This window comes from Pseudomonas sp. C1C7 (genome assembly GCF_013359595.1).
GTDB lineage: Bacteria > Pseudomonadota > Gammaproteobacteria > Pseudomonadales > Pseudomonadaceae > Aquipseudomonas.
Genome location: NZ_JABFMP010000012.1, coordinates 37,044 through 53,835, shown reverse-complemented (window position 1 = coordinate 53,835; position 16,792 = coordinate 37,044). Strand labels below are relative to the sequence as shown.

Genomic DNA, 16,792 nt, shown 5'->3' with positions numbered 1-16,792 from the left:
CCTGTAGGAGCGAGGCTCGCCCGCGAAGAACGATAACGCGGTGTAACGGATTAACCCCAATTACCAAGGCCCTGAAATGTCAGCTGACCAACCCGCCCCCGCCCTCAAGGAAATCTTCAACACCGAACGCCTCCGGCACATCGCCACCGAGATGAGCGCGGTCTATCCGGCCTTCGACGCCAAGACCTTCCTGAAGCTGGCCACCAAGGACCTGGCCGAACTCTCGATCATGCAGCGCCTGGCCCGGGTCAGCGAATCCCTGCATGCCGTGCTGCCGCTGGACTTCGAAGCCTCGCTACCGCTCTTGCGTGCCCTCGCACCGCGGCTCAACAGCGCCTTTGTCAGCATGTGCCTGCCCCACTACGTGGCGACCTATGGCGCCGACCGCTTCGAACTGTCCATGGACACGCTCAAGTATTTCACCGCCTTCGGTTCCTCGGAATTTGCGATCCGCCCGTTCTTGCGCAGCGATCTGGAACGCACGCTTGAACATATGCATGACTGGTCGCTGGACGACAACGAGCACGTCCGACGCCTGGCCAGCGAGGGTTGCCGCCCGCGCCTGCCGTGGTCGTTCCGCCTGGAACGGATTCAGGCCGACCCGCGCTTGGCCATGGGCATCCTCGACAACCTCAAGGCCGATCCCAGCCTCTATGTGCGCAAGTCCGTGGCCAATCACCTCAACGACATCACCAAGGACCATCCCGAGTGGGTCCTGGACCTGATCGAAGGCTGGTCGCTGGACAACAAACACACCGCGTGGATCGCCAAACATGCCCTGCGCAGCCTGATCAAACAGGGCAACCCGCGGGCCCTGGCGATCATCGGTGCCGGCGGCAAGCCTGAAGTGGACATCGTCGACGTGCAGGTCAACCCGCCGGTGATCGGCCTGGGAGAGAAAATCACCCTGTCCTTCGCCGTCAGATCCAGGGTCAAGGACAGCCAGCGCCTGGTGATCGACTACGCCATCGACTACGTCAAAGCCAACGGCAGCACCTCGGCTAAAGTCTTCAAGCTCAAGGCCCTGACCCTGCCCGGCCACGCCACCGAAGCCATCGCCCGGGGCCAGCACATCAAGGAACTCACCACCCGACGGCACTATGCGGGAAGGCATGCGGTGCACATCATGGTCAACGGCGAACGGCTGGCCAGCACGGCGTTCGATATCCTTCCGTGAACTATCGACCCGTCATTTGAAACACAATTCACTGTAGGAGCTGCCGCAGGCAGCTCCTACAGGGGTTGTGTGCCAAGCAACAAGTCCTGCTCGCGTTCGCACAACTCCACGACGTAATCCCACATAACCCGCAATCGCACGGATTTGTGCAGGTCCCGACGGGTGCTGATCCAGTAACTGCGCAAAATGCTTTCCTCGGCAAACAACGGCACCAACCCGGGGTCGGCGCTGGCCATGTAGCACGGCAATACCGCGATACCCAGCCCCGCGCGGGCCGCCTGTTGCTGGGCGATGACGCTGGTGCTGTGGAAGACCACCTGCGGGTTGCGACAGAAACTGTTGAGGAACATCAGTTCCTGGCTGAACAGCAGATCGTCGACGTAGCCGATCCAGGCATGCCGCCCCAGATCCTCGCGACTGCGCAACGGCGGCGCCTTGTCCAGATACGCCTGGCTGGCATAGAGCGCCAACCGGTAGTCGGTGAGCTTGCGCGTGACCAGCATGTCGGCGTCGGGGCGTTCCAGGTGAATGCTGATTTCCGCCTCGCGGTTGAGGATGCTGACGAATCGCGGCACTGCCACCAGCTCCACCTCCAGCCCCGGATAACGCTCGAACAGCCCGTTCATGCGACTGGACAGGAACATGATGCCCAATCCTTCGGTGACCCCGACACGAATCTTGCCCAGCGGCGCCGTCGACTGGGTGATTTCCTCCTGAGCCAGCAGCGCCACGTTCTCCATGGCCTCGGCATGTTTGAGCAGCGCTTCCCCCGCCGGCGTCATTTCATAGCCCTGGGCATGCTGCACGAACAATGCCGTGCCGAGGCTCTTTTCGATGGCCTCGATGTGCCGCGCAACCGTCGCGTGGGTGGTGTTCAGACGGCGGGCAGCGGTGAGCAGACGCCCACTGCGCTGGAGTTCGAGAAAAAACCGCAGGTCATTCCAGTCGAACATGAATCATCCTTGGTGCTTGGCTGTGAGCGCGGTGTTGAACGCGCTGTTTAAAAACGCACAGTGGCTGCGTAAAAACTAACATTTTTTAAACGAAAGCTAACAACTAGGATGGAGGCAACAAGAAAAACAATGCGAGGTCAGGGATGCAAGCTACCCAGGATACCTACGACTACATCGTGGTCGGGGCCGGACCGGCCGGTTGCCTGCTGGCCAATCGACTGTCGGCCAACCCGCAACACCGGGTGCTGCTGCTCGAAGCCGGTGGCCGCGATAACTATGCGTGGATTCACATCCCCGTCGGTTACCTGTTCTGCATCGGCAACCCGCGCACCGATTGGTGCTTCAAGACCGAAGCACAACCGGGCCTGCAAGGCCGCACCCTGAGCTACCCGCGCGGCAAGGTGCTCGGTGGCTGCTCCTCCATCAACGGCATGATCTACATGCGTGGCCAGGCCGGCGACTACGATCGCTGGGCCGCCGAGGGCAACCCCGGCTGGCGCTGGCAGGACGTACTGCCGCTGTTCAAGAAAAGCGAAAACCATTTTGCCGGCGACTCCGAGTTCCACGGCGCCAGCGGCGACTGGCGGGTGGAGCGCCAACGTCTGTCGTGGCCGATTCTCGATGCCTTTCGCAGCGCCGCCGAGCAAAGCGGCATCGCCAGCATCGATGACTTCAACCAGGGCGACAACGAAGGTTGTGGCTACTTCCAGGTCAACCAGAAGGCCGGCATCCGCTGGAACGCGGCCAAGGCCTTTCTCAAACCGATTCGCGATCGTGCCAACCTGACCGTATTGACCGGAGTCGAGGTCGATCGCGTGCTGCTGGAAAACACCCGCGCCTCGGCGGTGAGCGTGCGCTGGCAAGGTCAGGTCCAGAGCTTCAAGGCGCGCCAGGAAATCATTCTGTGTGCCGGTTCCGTCGGCTCACCGAGCATCCTGCAACGTTCGGGTATCGGCCCTCGCCCGCTGCTGCAACGCCTGGGCATCGGCGTCATGCATGAATTGCCCGGCGTCGGCGGCAATCTGCAGGATCACCTGCAACTGCGACTGATCTACAAGCTGGAAAACGCCCGCACCCTCAACCAGATCGCCGGCAGTGTGTGGGGCAAGATGGGCATGGGCCTGCGCTATCTGTATGACCGCAGCGGCCCGCTGTCCATGGCGCCGAGCCAGCTCGGGGCCTTTGCCCGCTCGGGGCCGGAGCAGACCTCGGCCAACCTCGAATATCACGTGCAACCGCTGTCCCTTGAACGGTTTGGCGAGCCGTTGCACAACTTCCCGGCGTTCACCGCCTCGGTCTGCGACTTGCGACCCAAAAGCCGTGGCAAGGTGGAAATCCGCTCTGTCGATCCGCAGCAGGCGCCGCTGATTCAACCCAATTACCTGAGCCATCCGGAGGACTTGCGAGTCGCCGCCGACGCCATCCGCCTGACCCGACGCATCGTCGCCGCCCCGGCCCTGAAGGCCTTCAAGCCCGTGGAATACCTACCCGGCGACAGCCTGCAAAGCGAAGAGCAACTGCACGAAGCCGCCGCGCGCATCGGCACGACGATTTTCCATCCTGTGGGCACCTGCCGGATGGGCAACGATGCCGATGCGGTGGTCGATGCCCAGTTGCGCGTCCACGGCATCCCCGGCCTGCGCATCGCCGACGCATCGATCATGCCAAACATCACCTCGGGCAACACCTGCTCGCCGACGCTGATGATCGCCGAAAAGGCCGCACAACTGATCCTCAACCCCGACACAAGGAGCATTGCCCCGGAATTGGAACTGGCTGCACATCCGTAAAGACGGACGCCCCACCACTGTAGGAGCCGAGCTTGCTCGCGATGGTCGTCAACGATCCCGCTGGAAAACTGATACCCCCGCGGTGTTCTCGGGTCCATCGCGAGCGAGTTCGGCTCCTACAGTGAAGATGTAGAAACGGTTACACCCGATGCATGGACAGTAGCGGCCCAGCCCACAAGGCAGGCGCCGACAGTGGAACAACAAAAACAATCACTGTGAGGGATACCGATATGTCAGAACACGTTCAGCCCCTGGAAGCCGTGCGCAGCGCGGGCACCAGCCAGGAAACCCAGAAAGTCATCTTCGCCTCGTCGCTCGGCACGGTGTTCGAGTGGTATGACTTCTTCCTCTACGGCGCCCTCGCGGCGGTGATCAGCAAGCAGTTCTTCGCCGGGGTCAACGACACCACCGCCTTCATCTTCGCCCTGATGGCCTTCGCAGCCGGCTTCGTGGTCAGACCATTCGGCGCATTGGTTTTCGGTCGGTTGGGGGACATGATCGGACGTAAATACACCTTCCTCGCCACCATCGTCCTCATGGGCCTGGCGACGTTCTGCGTCGGCCTGCTGCCGACTTACGCCAGCATCGGCATCGCCGCGCCGATCATCCTCGTGGTGCTGCGCATGCTCCAAGGCCTGGCCCTGGGCGGCGAATATGGCGGCGCGGCGACTTACGTAGCCGAACACGCTCCCATCGGCAAACGCGGCTTCCACACCAGCTGGATTCAGTCCACCGCCACCCTCGGCCTGCTGTTGTCGCTGCTGGTGGTACTCGGTTGCCGTTACTTCACCGGCGATCAGTTCGAAGTCTGGGGCTGGCGCATCCCGTTCCTGTTCTCGATCGTCCTGCTGGGCATCTCGACCTGGATTCGCCTGAGCCTGCACGAGTCACCGGCCTTCACCAAAATGAAAGAGGAAGGCAAGCTCTGCAAGTCGCCGATCCGTGAATCCTTCGGCAAATGGGAAAACCTCAAGGTGGTGCTGATCGCCCTGTTCAGCATCAACGCCGGGCAGGCCGTGACCTTCTACGCGGCACAGTTCTATGTACTGTTTTTCCTCACCCAATTCCTGAAAATGGACCCCGCCGTAGCCAACGGCCTGCTGATCATCAGCGTCACCATTGGCGCACCGTTCTTCATTTTCTTCGGCTGGCTGTCGGACAAGGTCGGGCGCAAACCGGTGCTGATGATCGGCCTGTTGCTGGCCACCGCGCTGTACTTCCCGATCTTCAAATCCCTGGCCCACTACGCCAACCCGGCAATCGACCTGGCCAGCCGCCAGGCGCCGATCACCGTGACGGCCGATCCTGCCACCTGCACCTTCCAGTTCGACCCGGTGGGCAAGGCCAAATTCGACAGCCCTTGCGACAAGGTCAAGACCTTCCTGGTCAAGCAGGGCCTGCCGTACGAAAGCATCGCTGCCCCCGCCGGCAGCACCGTGCAGGTGAGCGTGGGCGACGCGAAAATCGACGGTTTCGACGAAGCCGCCCTGCGCGGCGCCGTGACTCTGGCCGGTTATCCGCAGCAAGCCGACATGCAACAGATCAACAAAACCATGATCGTGGCCCTGATCGTCGCGCTGATCGTCATCTCCGCGATGTGCTACGGCCCGCTGGCGGCACTGATGGTCGAACTGTTCCCGACCCGCATCCGCTACACCTCCATGTCCCTGCCCTACCACATCGGCAACGGCTGGTTCGGCGGCTTCCTGCCAACCGTGTCGTTCGCGCTGGTGGTCTACACCGGGGATATTTTCTACGGGCTGTGGTACCCGGTGCTGATTACCGGGGTGAGCCTGGTGGTGGGGATGTTGTGTCTGCGTGAAACACGGAATGTGGATTTGAACAAGAACTGAGAGTAACCGCCAACGGGTGGGTGGAATGAGAGAGCCTGCATGCTTATGGCATGCAGGCTTTTTCAAATGTTCAGGCTTGAACGAGCGTCAGGATGCGCCGTCGCAGCCAGGATGAGGTTGCGCCAAAAGCGTCGCGCAGTTGCTGGACGTTGATATTTCTTAGGTTCGCATCAAATGCCAGTGCGGTACGCAACGCCGGCCAGCAATGTTCAGGCAAGTGTCCGGGTCGACACAGTTTGAGGTCCAGGCGCTCATCACGTGCCTGCGTTGCGGGCAAGCGGCGGAAAGGATGTTTGCCGCCTGCCAGCTCGTAGAGCACGCAAGCCACTGCGTATAGGTCAGTGCCCGCCGTCATCGCCTTGCCTTCCAGCAATTCCGGAGCGGCATAGCCGGGAGTCCACGCAACGAAGCGCTCGCGACTCAGCTTCGGCAAGCCGGGCAGTACGTCCTCCTGCACCTGACCCAGACCGAAGTCGAACAAACGTACGCCCTCTTCGCTGATCATCACGTTACTTGGTTTGATGTCGCCGTGCAGGATCCCCCGTGCATGCGCGTGAGCCAGTGCGTCGAGCAGCGGCAACGCGATGGTGCGCAAATCAGCCCATGGGATACCCAGCGGCCGCTCGCATAAAAACTTATCCAGAGTCAGTCCTCGCATCAGCTCCATGGTGATGAAGGCCCTCTGGCAATCGGTATCCACCTCGAACGTGTGAAAACGCAGCACGTTGTCATGACGCAAATGCCGAGTCATGGCGAACTCGCTGTACAGCAAGGTGCTCGCGTCGGGCCATTCGGCAAATTCTTCGCTGAGGACTTTAAGTGCGATGCAGGGGGCGGGTTCGCCGAACTGTTCGATCAGCAAGTCACGCGCACGGAAAACCAGGCCCATGCCACCGGCACCCAACAGGCGTTCGATGCGGTAACGACCTGCAAGCACGTCGGGCATTTGCCCGACGCTGGCCCGGGATGATGACGGCGCAGGTGGCGTCAGATGCGCCTTGGCGAAGGCGAAGTAAGTCGGATTGCGGTCCTGCTCTTCGCTCTGTGACAGGATGTCGGGAGATGGAGTGAGTTCGGTCATTGGCGAACCATCACGGCAGTCAGGTTGTCCCGTGCCGACCCCCTCAGGGCGCTGTCGAACAGACATTGCAGCGCAAGATGCGGTGCCGTCAGGCTCAAGGCGCTGCCAAGGGCCGCGCGGCTCACATTCTGGTACAGGCCGTCGCTGCACAGCAGAAACGCGTCACCGGGATGAACCTCGAACTCCAACACGTCGAGTGTCAGTTGCGCCGCAGCGCCAATCGCGCGGGTCAGTGCATGAGCGTCCGGGTGCGCCTTGGCCTCGGCGATACTCATTCGTTGTTCGTCAATCAAATGCTGTTGCAGCGAATGGTCCCTGGACAGCTGATACAAGCGCTGTCCTCGCCACAAGTAGCAACGGCTGTCGCCCGCCCAGATGCATGCCCCGCGATTGCCTTCCACGAGCAACAGCACCACGGTGCTGCCCATGATGCCGTCATGGCGTCCGGCAATGACCGTCAGCTCCTGACCCAGACGACGGTTGAGCCAGTGCAGGCATTGACGAACACTCTTCAATCGCTCGTCAAAGTCATCCAGCAGGGGCAAATCCGCCAGGCTGGCGACGATCAACTGGCTGGCGACGTCGCCCCCCTGATGACCACCCATTCCGTCCGCGACCACCCACATTCCTTGCTGGGGGCAGTCGAGAAAAGCGTCCTCGTTGCGCGACCGGATCTTGCCGATATCGGTGCGCGCCGCACTGCGCCAGGGGACCGCTACTCGCATCAGAGCTGCACCGGCATGCGGAAGGTGCGCAGCATGCCCATATCGAAGGGGTTTGGAGTGCGTTGGCTGGTCAGCAGGTAGTTGGCGCGCAGACCGCCCAGGTCCGCCTTGAGCACCAGCACGTCACGACCGGTCAGATATTCGGTCTGCATCAGATCGAACAGGCGGAACAGCGACCAGGGCCCGGTGTTTTTCTCGATCCCAATCGGGCGACCGACCATTTTGTCGAGGACCAGGCTGGTGCGACCATCTTCAGCGTCGGTGGGCCATTTGAATGCCACTGGGACGATTGGGCCATGCCGATACTCCATGGTCGTACCACCAAACTTGAACTCCGAACGGCTCACCGAAGGATCAAGGGTGTAGGGTTCCAGCTTGAACTGCACCTGTGGCTCCGCCGGGTTGTCGCTGAAGAAACTCTGGCGGATCACCTGCACCGCGGCCATCTGGTCCAGGTAGGTTCTGGAGATCGGGAGGCTGTGACCATCGACCGTGCGCATGCGATAGCTGCCCGGGTCGCCGCTGACAAATGGCCGTAGATAGCCGTCGAAAAAGCGATCGGCGATGCCCTGGGCCTTGAAGAACTCGCGGAAATCACCGAGCGACACGTCGCTGGGGCTGTGTGCATCGAACGGATACCGCTTGTTGATCGCCTTGAGGTAGAAGCCGAACAGCTCGGCTTGATAGCGCTGGTTAAGGTGAGCGTAGGCGTCTCCCAGCACCAGGCGCCAGGTGTCATCCCCCAACACACTGAGCCAAGCACTGACCGGTCGCGGCAAACGTGCGGAGGCATTGCGCAAGTTGCTCAGCGCATCGCGCTGGCCGCCCATGCGAGTCCTGGCCATATCGAAAGCGGCCTGCTCCGGAACGCTTGCACGAGCAAGACTGGCCATCTGCAGTTGCAGATCGTTGAGTGCATTCATGGCCGGAGTCAAATCAGCCGACGGGCCGTTTTCGTCACCCAGCAACTGGTGCAGCGGTTCAAAACGACGCTGCAGAGATTTTCTGGCCGTGTCCGGAAGATTTTTCGCCAGCGCGTCCGACACCTTGCCTGACGCCGAGGTCGCAAGCTTGCCCGGTTTTGCGTCCTTCTCTGCCAGCTTACCGACAGTGTCCGCAGCTTCATCGGGGATAACGGGAAAGCGGGTGTTCTCCCGGACTTCCACCAGCAACCGCAGGAGCGGAGAACTGGCCGACGTCAGGCTCGCCAGTTGCTCGGCGACTTCACCAAAGTCATTTGCGGGGGACAGTGCGACACGGCCAAGCGCTTCGCTCCAATAGTTGGAGTAGTCACGGAAGTAGCGTTGCTCCAGATCTACAAGAAGTCGGCGCAAGTCCATGCTGCTGATACCCGTGCCTTCACCCAGTACCCAGTTGTCATTCAGGATATCGGTGACCAGCATGGAACCTTGCACCGAGAAATATTGCCGATAACCTTGCTGGGTGTAGAACCCGGGAATCACATGGTCAGTGCCGACATACTGCGCCCCTTGCGGCCCAAGATGCTGGCTCAAACGGTAATCAGGCAAGCTGCGAGCCTGCTCGCGCAGCATCCGGTAGACCACGTTGACCAAAGACTCGCTGCGCAAAACCTGACGCGCCTGAGAGACCAACTGATCATTCACTGGATAGTTGAATGGCTGTTCCAGCAGGCGCTCGAAGTGGCTGTTCAAACCGTTCTGTACCTGGGTATTGCCGGGGTAGCGCTGTGACCACGCGGTTGAGACCCAGTCCTTGAGCCATGGCGAGTCGCGGCGGTCTTTCATGTTCAGCATCAAGTAAGCACGCAAGCTGTTAAGCAGACGCTCGCGGTCCTTCATGCTCGCGCGGATCTGCCCCTCGAGCAGCATCGCCACCTGCGGCAAAAGCCTTTCTTCAAGCTCGCGATCGTAAGCAGACTTGATTGCCGGATTGACGTATTCACCTTGATACAGGCCCACGCGTTCGTGATAGCTCACTTCGCTTTTACTCGGGAATACCTGAGTGGCCTTGTAACGATTGTCCAGGCTCTTGAGCACCGTTATGAAGTCATCGCCTGCGAGTAAGGCAGAGCTTTCTTGTGTCCGGTTTTGCGCCAGATCGCGCAACGTTTCCAGACGCGCGTGGTTGGCGGAAAATCCGCCAGCCCACAGGATGCCGAACAACACCAGTGCAGTGACTGCGCCGAGATACAGTGCACGTTGTCCCCAATGAATTCGGCTGCGCTCACGCTTGTCCAGTCCCGCAAGATCGGCCTCAGGAAAGATCACCCGACTGAACAGATGGTGTATGAACCGCGAGCGGCCACTACGCAGCGTGGGCAGCACACCGGCAGCCACCTCCAGGCTGGAACCGGTGTCCCCGGCGTTTTCATTCAACTGTTCAACCAGGTGCAGCGCGCTGGTGAAATAGAATCCACGCAACCGGGTTGCACGTTGATAGCGGTTGCCAGTGAATGCCATGTCGACAAAGAGGCAAAGTCGCTCACCGAGCTTTGCCAGTTGATGGGGGAAATCGAGAATCCGGCCACGGTGCCGGGCATTGCGCTCCTGATGCATCCGTGTGATCACCTGGCAGTTCAAGCGATGCAGCAGCGCTTCGAATTCGGCGCGCACTACGGCAGCATCGCTACCGCACTGGTCCTTGCGGAAGGTGGTACCCAGGACCTGATCGCATTCTTCTCGACTCATCTGATCGAAGAACTCGTCGAAACCAGGCAGGTGGTCGGCCTTGCTCAACACAAGGTAAACCGGTACGTCGACGTGCAGTTTCTGGTGTACCTCCTGCAAACGCGCACGCACCTGGCTGGATAGAGCGTCCAACTCCTGTTCGTTGGCGCTCAGCAGGTTTTCTACCGAGATAGTCACCAGCACGCCATTCAACGGTCGATTGCGGCTACGCTGGCGCAACAGATCGAGCAATGTACTCCATGCACTGACATCGACTTGAGCATCGGGTTGGTTCAGGTAGCGACCGGCAGTGTCGATCAGTACGCCGTGATCAGCGAAATACCAATCGCAATAACGTGTCCCGCGAGTGTCGCGCGTCAGTTTGCGGTCAATCTTGTTGATCGGAAATTCAATCCCCGAAAAATCCAGCAGGCTGGTCTTGCCACTGGCATGGGGACCAATCAGCAGGTACCACGGCAAATCATCGCGCCAGCGCTCGCTACGGCCCCGATACAGACTCGAGGACTTGAGGGTTTTCAAGGCATCTTTGAAACGTGACCTGAGCGCCTTCTGTTCTTCGTCGATGTACTTCTCGCGAAGAACACGATCCTTTCCACCCTCGCTTTCCTCGTTGGCCTTTTTAAGCACACCGGCACGCCAGCTGACGTACACCATGCACAAGCCCCAGATCAGAAACATCACACTGATGGTGAAAAGGCGCGAGGAGGAGCTTTCCCAGAACTTCTTGTCACTCACGGCCAGCAACGGCCCGACAATCCAGACCAGCAACGCAGCGAACAGTACCAGCAACAGGGCCCAGACCCATGTTTTGCGCAGGAAGGAGCCAACGCTCTTGAAAACCTTTTTCATAATTCGTCCCTGTCTACGGTCACGACTGCGGTTTGGCGGGTGCCGGATCAATGGCTTGATAAGGCTGTAGAACGGCGTCGCGCTGTTCACCCAGCACCCAGGCGAAACCCGAATACATCACCACCAGACACACACAGGTAAACAACACGACCATCCACGCCGGCACGATGCGCACCAGACTACGGCGCTGATGATTGAGCCCCTCCCACTGGGGCGACAGTTCGCGCGGTATGTCTGCGCGCAGCTGGCGAATCTGGCGGTACAAGTCATCGCGGATGCCTTCCAGTTCGAGCATGCCCCGGTTTTGCACGCGGTACTTCCCTTCAAACCCCAGCGACAGGCACACGTACATCAACTCAAGCATCGGCAGGTGCTTGACCGGGTTCCTGGACAAGCGAGTCAATAATTGAAAGAACTTTTCACCGCCAAAGGTTTCATTGTGGAACTTGCTGAGCAGGCTCATTTGCGACCATTTGCTTTCGTTGCCCCAGATCGTTGTCACTACAGCCTCATCCATTACCGAACACAGCACGTAACGGGCAGCCATGACCTGGCCGGTTTCGACGCCGTTCTGCAAAGCGCGCGCCTCGAACGATTTCAAGTCGTTGGTCAGCTGCGTGTTGAGCCCATGGAGGTCCTCGCAAGCGGTTCTGTGCTTGAGTCGCACCACCTCCGATAACAAATCGCAAGCCGCGCCAACCAACGAGTTGAGGCCTGTGTTGAATGCTTCAGCGGGGGTTGAACGCGCGGAGTAGATCATGCGTTCTGACAAATGCTCGAAACGCGGCGCAGCCACGGAATCCGTCAGCGGGGACGGCGCCAGGCCCTTTCCCTTGCGGTCAAGCAAGATGGTTTTATCGTCCTGATGTTGTTCCGTTTCCTTGGTCATGTCGGTCAGTCCCTGATAGCCCAGAAGTTCAGTTCAAGCTCGGTAAATTCACCGGACACATGGAAGGCGAAGCCCCCGGAACGCTCAAGTTGCGCCCGGTCTTCTGCACTGAGTTCGAGAATGAAATAGGTTTTGTTGGAGTGGAATGCGATCTGCCGCGGAGCCACCGGTAACGGTTTGACCTTGATGCCTGGCAGATGCAGGTTGACCAACTGGCGGATGTGTTCGACCGGGCCGACCTTGAGGTGCGACGGCAAACGCTGGCGCAACTCTTCGCTGTCGCAGTTGGCGCTGGCTGCCAGCACGAAAGACGCCGACCCCAGCAGCTTGTGGTCCTGCAACGGCGAAACGATGATGCCGTACTGCCGGGTTTGCAGGGCCAATTCGATAGCGTGCTGTTCCAGCACCATGGACAGAATTTGGCGGATCGCCTGCATCAGCTTGCGAAAGCTCACGCCCTGGTCGCTGTGTTGATAACGGCTGTCCAGACACGGCCTTTTGCTTTCGCTTGAAAATGTCGAAAGATCACCGAGCAGGCTCAGCAGCGTGCGGTACAGCTTCTCCGGATGCAGTTGCTCAAGGCCCAGATAGTGACGCAACAGCAACTCGGTACGATTGATCAGTTGCAGCATCATGAAGTCGCCGATCTCGGCGCCCCCCACCTTGCCATTGGAGCGAATTCGCTCGGCGATGGTGTCGCCCCGGTGACCGAGCATGCTGATGACTTCCTTCAGGCACGACAGGAGATACTTGGACGCATGCGCCCTGATGTACGTCGGCACAAAATCCGGATCAAGGCTGATCACACCGTCCGGTGTGGTGTTGAGCACCTCGCAGACTTTCATCTTCACGTAGGCCTGATCGGTCTGTTGCTCTCCCAGCAACAGTTTGAAATCCGGACGAGCACACATGATCTGACTTGCGGAATCATCCCCCGCATTAGAGTCGGCCACTTGCGCTTCATACACGGTGTAACGCGCCAGGACGTCCAACTGCTCCGGGCGGCGGGACTCGATGTGGTTGCCCGTCACCAGCGGCAACACCAGATACACCGACGTTTTACCCGTATTGGGTGGCACGTCCAGCGTCAGTGGCTCGGCGTTATCCCCCAGCTCGAACAGGCTGCCATCGGGCAGCACTCCGCAAGCCTGGCTCACCACCACCTTGCTCATGTTGAGAAACTGCAAGTCGAGCTCCAGATTGAGAAAACCCCATGTGTAGCTGCCCAGCAACTGGGTGCGGGTCTTCAACTGGTGATCGTAGTAACGATCGTTGTGCTGCAAATGCTGTGGGCGCAGCAACATGCCTTCCTGCCATACAACCTTGTGGGAATTCATGGTCTGCCTCCTGCGTTCACCAGCACCGAGCGGGTGTTGCGAATGCCAGTCTGATCCAGGGTCAAGTCACTGTCCGTTGACTGCAACGGGGTAACTTGCAGCGTGTAGCGCCATTGGGTATCCATCAGGTCGCGATAAGCGGCGAGGACGCCGACATAACGACTGCCCTCCTCCACACTAAGCTTGAGCTCGACGGTCTCGCCAGGGCGCAACTCCAGCTCTTCGCTGGCGACCATATCCGGTGCCAGGGACTCCCTGGCGCGTTCGTACAGGCTGAAGAAATCCGCGTTCTCGAAGGCCACGGGGTGTTTCAACTCATACAGCCGCACGACAATCGGTGACGGTCGGCCATTGAGGTCCGGGTTGAGTTGATCGCTGGCCGTAAGCTTCAGGTTCAGCTTGGTGACCCTGGAATACGGCGAGAAAGTCGAGCAGCCGGCGATCAATACAAGGACTGCCAGCAGGCTGAAGAAGGGAAATGAACGGAGTGACATGCGCATCATCCTCGGTGATCGTTATGCAGGGTCGAGATCAGGCGGATCTGTTCTTCGTAGGCCTGGGCGAAATCCCGGGACAGAAGACGTTCGCTCCACTCATCGTCCTGACGCAGCGCCTGGTGATAGCGTCCGAACGCTCTCCAGCGACTTGCCGAGGTTGCGAGCAACGGTCTGTTATCGCGCTCGAAACGCAGGGTCAGTTGCTGCGGCGAAAAGTGCTCCAATGTGGCGCGAACCGCGGCGCGGCTGGCGCTGAGCAAGGCCACCTGATGCGCTTGGAGATCAAGAAATGCACGGCAGACAGACTGTTCGGCAGACAACAGGCCCGGCTTGTCTGGCTGCAACAGAATGCCCAGTGCCTCAGAAGCATCGACGGCGAACTTCAACGGGTTCTTCTGCAACCCTTGCACCGTGGTCTGGGCCAAACGCAATTCGTTTTTCAGTTCACAACGTGTACGCAGACTCTGCTGCACCCCCACAATGCTTTGCTGGAGCAGGTGCGCCGCCTTGACCGCCAGCGCCTCCCTGGCGTCATGATCGAGCTCAGCGAGGTTTACACCCAAGGCGGCGCCGAACTTTTCCCAGAAACCATCGGACTGGCGTTCGACTGTCTGCAACGGTGGTGCGGATTCAGGCGCCGGCGCAGCAGGCACCAACTGCGGTACGGTCAGGCTCTCCATGTCGATACGCGCATAGTCCGCGCGTTGACGGGTTTCTTCGATGGTCGCGCGAGGCGAGATCACCTCTTCGATTTCCGAGCACACGCGTTCTTGACAGTCCAGCGCGTTCAGCGGGTCGAGATCAAGAAACGCATCGTCAGGGATGACGCTGCCGGCGGCCTGCGGGAGCCCCACCTCGACATTGAACAGGTCCGGGGCGCGAACCAGGCACGCACGAATTTCGACGTCGCCCAGCACATATGTGCTGCCGTGTTCGACGCGTACCGGAACGCCTTTGTCCAGACGCGCGCCGCTGACGCGATCCTTGATTCCGTTGCTGCTGGTATCGGTCAGAAAAAACGAACCGTCACGGTAACTGACTGAAGCATGGTGATTGGACACGTGCCGTTCGTTGTCTGGAATGACCCAGTCGCAGTCCTTACCTCGCCCAATCACACCGCCGGACTGCTTGAAGATCTTCTGACACCGTCCGGCAGAGATGAAGTGCTTGGTATTGAGTATTTCGAAAACCAGTTCCATGGTCATTCTCCTTGCGGTCACTTGCCGCGATTTACCGCCTGCGGATCGCCCAAGGGTCGATAGGCAGAGTCGTTGAATTTGTAGTTGCCGCTGCATCCGCCCATGCCGCATGAAACGACGAGGATCAGCAGGACGGCTTGCCAGTGACGAACGAGCATTCAGGGAGTCTCCGCAGGGACAGCACAAAGCAACCGCCCTTGCGGGTAGCGCCGGTAAAAAGGGATGGAGTGAGATCTGACATCGGCGGCCTACCCATCTACATTGGCCAGATTGATGTTCAGGCGCCTGAGCCGGTACAGGAACGTACGGCGCGGCAGGCCCAGTTCCTGGGCAGCGGTCGTCTGGTTACCGTCATATTTGCGCAGACAGTCGAGGAGCAAACTGCGCTCGAACTGTTCGAGCCGTTCGCGCAGATTCAGGCTGCCGTTTTCGGGCAAAACGTTCACACGCTTCGAGAAATGTTCGACCAGCAGTTCGCTGCCTTCACACAGCAGCACTGCGCGCTCGACCAGGCCTTTGAGCTCGCGAACGTTACCGGGGAATGCGTAACAGGCCAGATGATTCAACGCGTCGCCGGACCAACTCACCCTCCCGCGCTGCAAGAACGCACAGGCCTTGTGGGCGAAGTGCCGGGCAAGGTCGAGAATGTCGCCCTCGCGCTCGCGTAGCGCAGGCAGTTCGATGGGAAATTGTGCGAGGCGGTAGTAAAGGTCTTCACGGAACTTCCCCAGCTTGACCAGCTTTGCCAGGTCCCTATGGGTGGCGGCGACAATGCGCACGTCTATTTTATGGGTGTCGTTGGAGCCCAGCGGGCGAATCTCGCCTTCCTGCAACACCCGTAGAAGCTTGGCTTGCAAAGGCAGTGGCATATCACCCACTTCATCGAGCAACAAGGTCCCGCCGTTGGCCGCATCGAACAATCCGGCGCGGTCACGGTCGGCACCGGTGAACGCGCCCTTGCGGTAACCGAACAATTCACTTTCGAGCAGATTCTCGGGAAGTGCTGCGCAGTTCTGCACGACGAACGCACCGGCGCGACGGGGGCCGAACTCGTGGATGGCCCGGGCGACCAGTTCCTTGCCGGTACCTGTCTCGCCGTGCAGCAGGACGGTGTAGGGGCTGTGCAGGACTTTACTGATCAGCGAATAGACTTCGCGCATGGCCGCGCTGTGGCCAATCAAGCCATACCCTCTGGCATTCGGGACTGCTACCGGTACTGTGGAGGCATCCTCCTTTGGCTGCCGTAGCTGTTGAAGCAGTAAAAACTGCCCGTACACAAAGGAGGCGAGTTTGCCGATGGATTCGGCAAAGCCGTGCAGATCGATGTGCCGATGGGTCGCGCACACGATCAACCCCTTGACTTGCCTGTTACCGTTCAGCAGCGGTACACACAGCAAAGACTCCCAGGGTTTGTCCTGGCTCGGAAGAAATCCCGTTTCGTGTTGGCTGGTCCCCAATGCACCGAGGCTCACCACGCGGTTCTGGCAGAGCACGAATTGCAGCAGTTGTTCACCGCTGTAGTCCGTCGGAACACTGGTCACTTCACTTGGCTGCAGGTTGCCATTGAGAGTCTCGGCGGCCAGACCTAGACAGGTGTGGGTGGCGTCCAGTAAATACAGCTGCGCCAGTTCACAGCCATTGAGCTGCGACAGACCCTGCAGGAAATGACCGAGCAGTGCAGCTCCGTCTGTAGCTCGCGACAGACTGGCGAACTGCTCGAGCAGCGCTTCGGCGTACTCCAGCGGCTGTGCGATTGAAGTGAACATCGCACCC

13 protein-coding genes are annotated in these 16,792 nt (G+C 59.8%); 3 read left to right on the top strand and 10 right to left on the bottom strand.

Annotated features, from left to right (window positions below):
- Positions 1-76 precede the first annotated feature (76 nt).
- Positions 77-1,177, top strand: a complete 1,101-nt coding sequence (locus HNO86_RS12405) for a DNA alkylation repair protein (protein WP_175377244.1) — start codon at positions 77-79, stop codon at positions 1,175-1,177.
- 56 nt (positions 1,178-1,233) lie between these two features.
- Here the strand turns inward: HNO86_RS12405 and HNO86_RS12400 are convergent, their stop codons facing one another.
- Positions 1,234-2,130 (bottom strand): LysR family transcriptional regulator, encoded by an 897-nt coding sequence (locus HNO86_RS12400; protein ID WP_175377243.1) that lies wholly within the window; start codon positions 2,128-2,130, stop codon positions 1,234-1,236.
- A 143-nt stretch (positions 2,131-2,273) separates the two neighbouring features.
- Here HNO86_RS12400 and HNO86_RS12395 point away from each other — a divergent pair, with 143 nt between their 5' ends.
- Together HNO86_RS12395 and HNO86_RS12390 are read left to right on the top strand one after the other, a co-directional pair.
- Positions 2,274-3,920: a GMC family oxidoreductase gene (locus HNO86_RS12395; RefSeq protein ID WP_175377242.1), complete on the top strand. Its 1,647-nt coding sequence runs from the start codon at positions 2,274-2,276 to the stop codon at positions 3,918-3,920.
- Between the two features lie 230 nt (positions 3,921-4,150).
- A complete protein-coding gene (locus HNO86_RS12390; protein WP_175377241.1) occupies positions 4,151-5,773 on the top strand; it encodes an MFS transporter in 1,623 nt (540 codons plus the stop codon).
- 70 nt (positions 5,774-5,843) lie between these two features.
- Here HNO86_RS12390 and HNO86_RS12385 read toward each other — a convergent pair whose 3' ends face one another.
- The 9 genes from HNO86_RS12385 to HNO86_RS12345 all read right to left on the bottom strand — a co-directional run bounded on the left by HNO86_RS12385 (position 5,844) and on the right by HNO86_RS12345 (position 16,785).
- A complete protein-coding gene (locus HNO86_RS12385) occupies positions 5,844-6,854 on the bottom strand; it encodes a serine/threonine-protein kinase (RefSeq protein ID WP_175377240.1) in 1,011 nt (336 codons plus the stop codon).
- Positions 6,851-7,579 carry a PP2C family serine/threonine-protein phosphatase gene (locus HNO86_RS12380; protein ID WP_175377239.1) on the bottom strand — a complete coding sequence of 243 codons (729 nt, stop codon included), beginning with the start codon at positions 7,577-7,579 and terminating at the stop codon, positions 6,851-6,853. The genes HNO86_RS12385 and HNO86_RS12380 overlap by 4 nt, the downstream gene beginning before the upstream one ends.
- Positions 7,579-11,097, bottom strand: a complete 3,519-nt coding sequence (gene tssM / locus HNO86_RS12375; protein ID WP_175377238.1) for a type VI secretion system membrane subunit TssM — start codon at positions 11,095-11,097, stop codon at positions 7,579-7,581. The genes HNO86_RS12380 and tssM overlap by 1 nt, the downstream gene beginning before the upstream one ends.
- A 19-nt stretch (positions 11,098-11,116) precedes the next feature.
- Positions 11,117-11,986, bottom strand: a complete 870-nt coding sequence (gene icmH, locus HNO86_RS12370) for a type IVB secretion system protein IcmH/DotU (protein WP_175377237.1) — start codon at positions 11,984-11,986, stop codon at positions 11,117-11,119.
- Between the two features lie 5 nt (positions 11,987-11,991).
- Entirely contained in the window at positions 11,992-13,323 is a 1,332-nt protein-coding gene (gene tssK, locus HNO86_RS12365) for a type VI secretion system baseplate subunit TssK (protein WP_175377236.1), read from the bottom strand.
- Complete coding sequence (gene tssJ / locus HNO86_RS12360; RefSeq protein ID WP_175377235.1) at positions 13,320-13,817, bottom strand: type VI secretion system lipoprotein TssJ; 498 nt, start codon at positions 13,815-13,817, stop codon at positions 13,320-13,322. Before tssJ ends, tssK begins: the two co-directional genes overlap by 4 nt.
- A gap of 5 nt (positions 13,818-13,822) precedes the next feature.
- The gene (tagH, locus tag HNO86_RS12355; RefSeq protein ID WP_175377234.1) at positions 13,823-15,019 is read right to left on the bottom strand and encodes a type VI secretion system-associated FHA domain protein TagH; all 1,197 of its coding nucleotides are present in this window, start codon (positions 15,017-15,019) and stop codon (positions 13,823-13,825) included.
- Positions 15,020-15,036: 17 nt separating this feature from the next.
- Positions 15,037-15,177, bottom strand: a complete 141-nt coding sequence (locus tag HNO86_RS12350) for a type VI secretion protein (RefSeq protein ID WP_175377233.1) — start codon at positions 15,175-15,177, stop codon at positions 15,037-15,039.
- A gap of 90 nt (positions 15,178-15,267) precedes the next feature.
- Positions 15,268-16,785, bottom strand: a complete 1,518-nt coding sequence (locus HNO86_RS12345) for a sigma-54-dependent Fis family transcriptional regulator (RefSeq protein WP_175377232.1) — start codon at positions 16,783-16,785, stop codon at positions 15,268-15,270.
- Between the last annotated feature and the right edge of the window lie 7 nt (positions 16,786-16,792).

Coding starts and splice junctions, on each gene's coding strand:
- HNO86_RS12390 (WP_175377241.1), top strand. CDS start 4,151: ATGTCAGAACACGTTCAGCCCCTGGAAGCCGTGCGCAGCGCGGGCACC.
- icmH (WP_175377237.1), bottom strand. CDS start 11,986: ATGACCAAGGAAACGGAACAACATCAGGACGATAAAACCATCTTGCTT.
- HNO86_RS12405 (WP_175377244.1), top strand. CDS start 77: ATGTCAGCTGACCAACCCGCCCCCGCCCTCAAGGAAATCTTCAACACC.
- tagH (WP_175377234.1), bottom strand. CDS start 15,019: ATGGAACTGGTTTTCGAAATACTCAATACCAAGCACTTCATCTCTGCC.
- tssJ (WP_175377235.1), bottom strand. CDS start 13,817: ATGTCACTCCGTTCATTTCCCTTCTTCAGCCTGCTGGCAGTCCTTGTA.
- HNO86_RS12380 (WP_175377239.1), bottom strand. CDS start 7,579: ATGCGAGTAGCGGTCCCCTGGCGCAGTGCGGCGCGCACCGATATCGGC.
- HNO86_RS12345 (WP_175377232.1), bottom strand. CDS start 16,785: ATGTTCACTTCAATCGCACAGCCGCTGGAGTACGCCGAAGCGCTGCTC.
- HNO86_RS12350 (WP_175377233.1), bottom strand. CDS start 15,177: ATGCTCGTTCGTCACTGGCAAGCCGTCCTGCTGATCCTCGTCGTTTCA.
- tssM (WP_175377238.1), bottom strand. CDS start 11,097: ATGAAAAAGGTTTTCAAGAGCGTTGGCTCCTTCCTGCGCAAAACATGG.
- HNO86_RS12385 (WP_175377240.1), bottom strand. CDS start 6,854: ATGACCGAACTCACTCCATCTCCCGACATCCTGTCACAGAGCGAAGAG.
- tssK (WP_175377236.1), bottom strand. CDS start 13,323: ATGAATTCCCACAAGGTTGTATGGCAGGAAGGCATGTTGCTGCGCCCA.
- HNO86_RS12395 (WP_175377242.1), top strand. CDS start 2,274: ATGCAAGCTACCCAGGATACCTACGACTACATCGTGGTCGGGGCCGGA.
- HNO86_RS12400 (WP_175377243.1), bottom strand. CDS start 2,130: ATGTTCGACTGGAATGACCTGCGGTTTTTTCTCGAACTCCAGCGCAGT.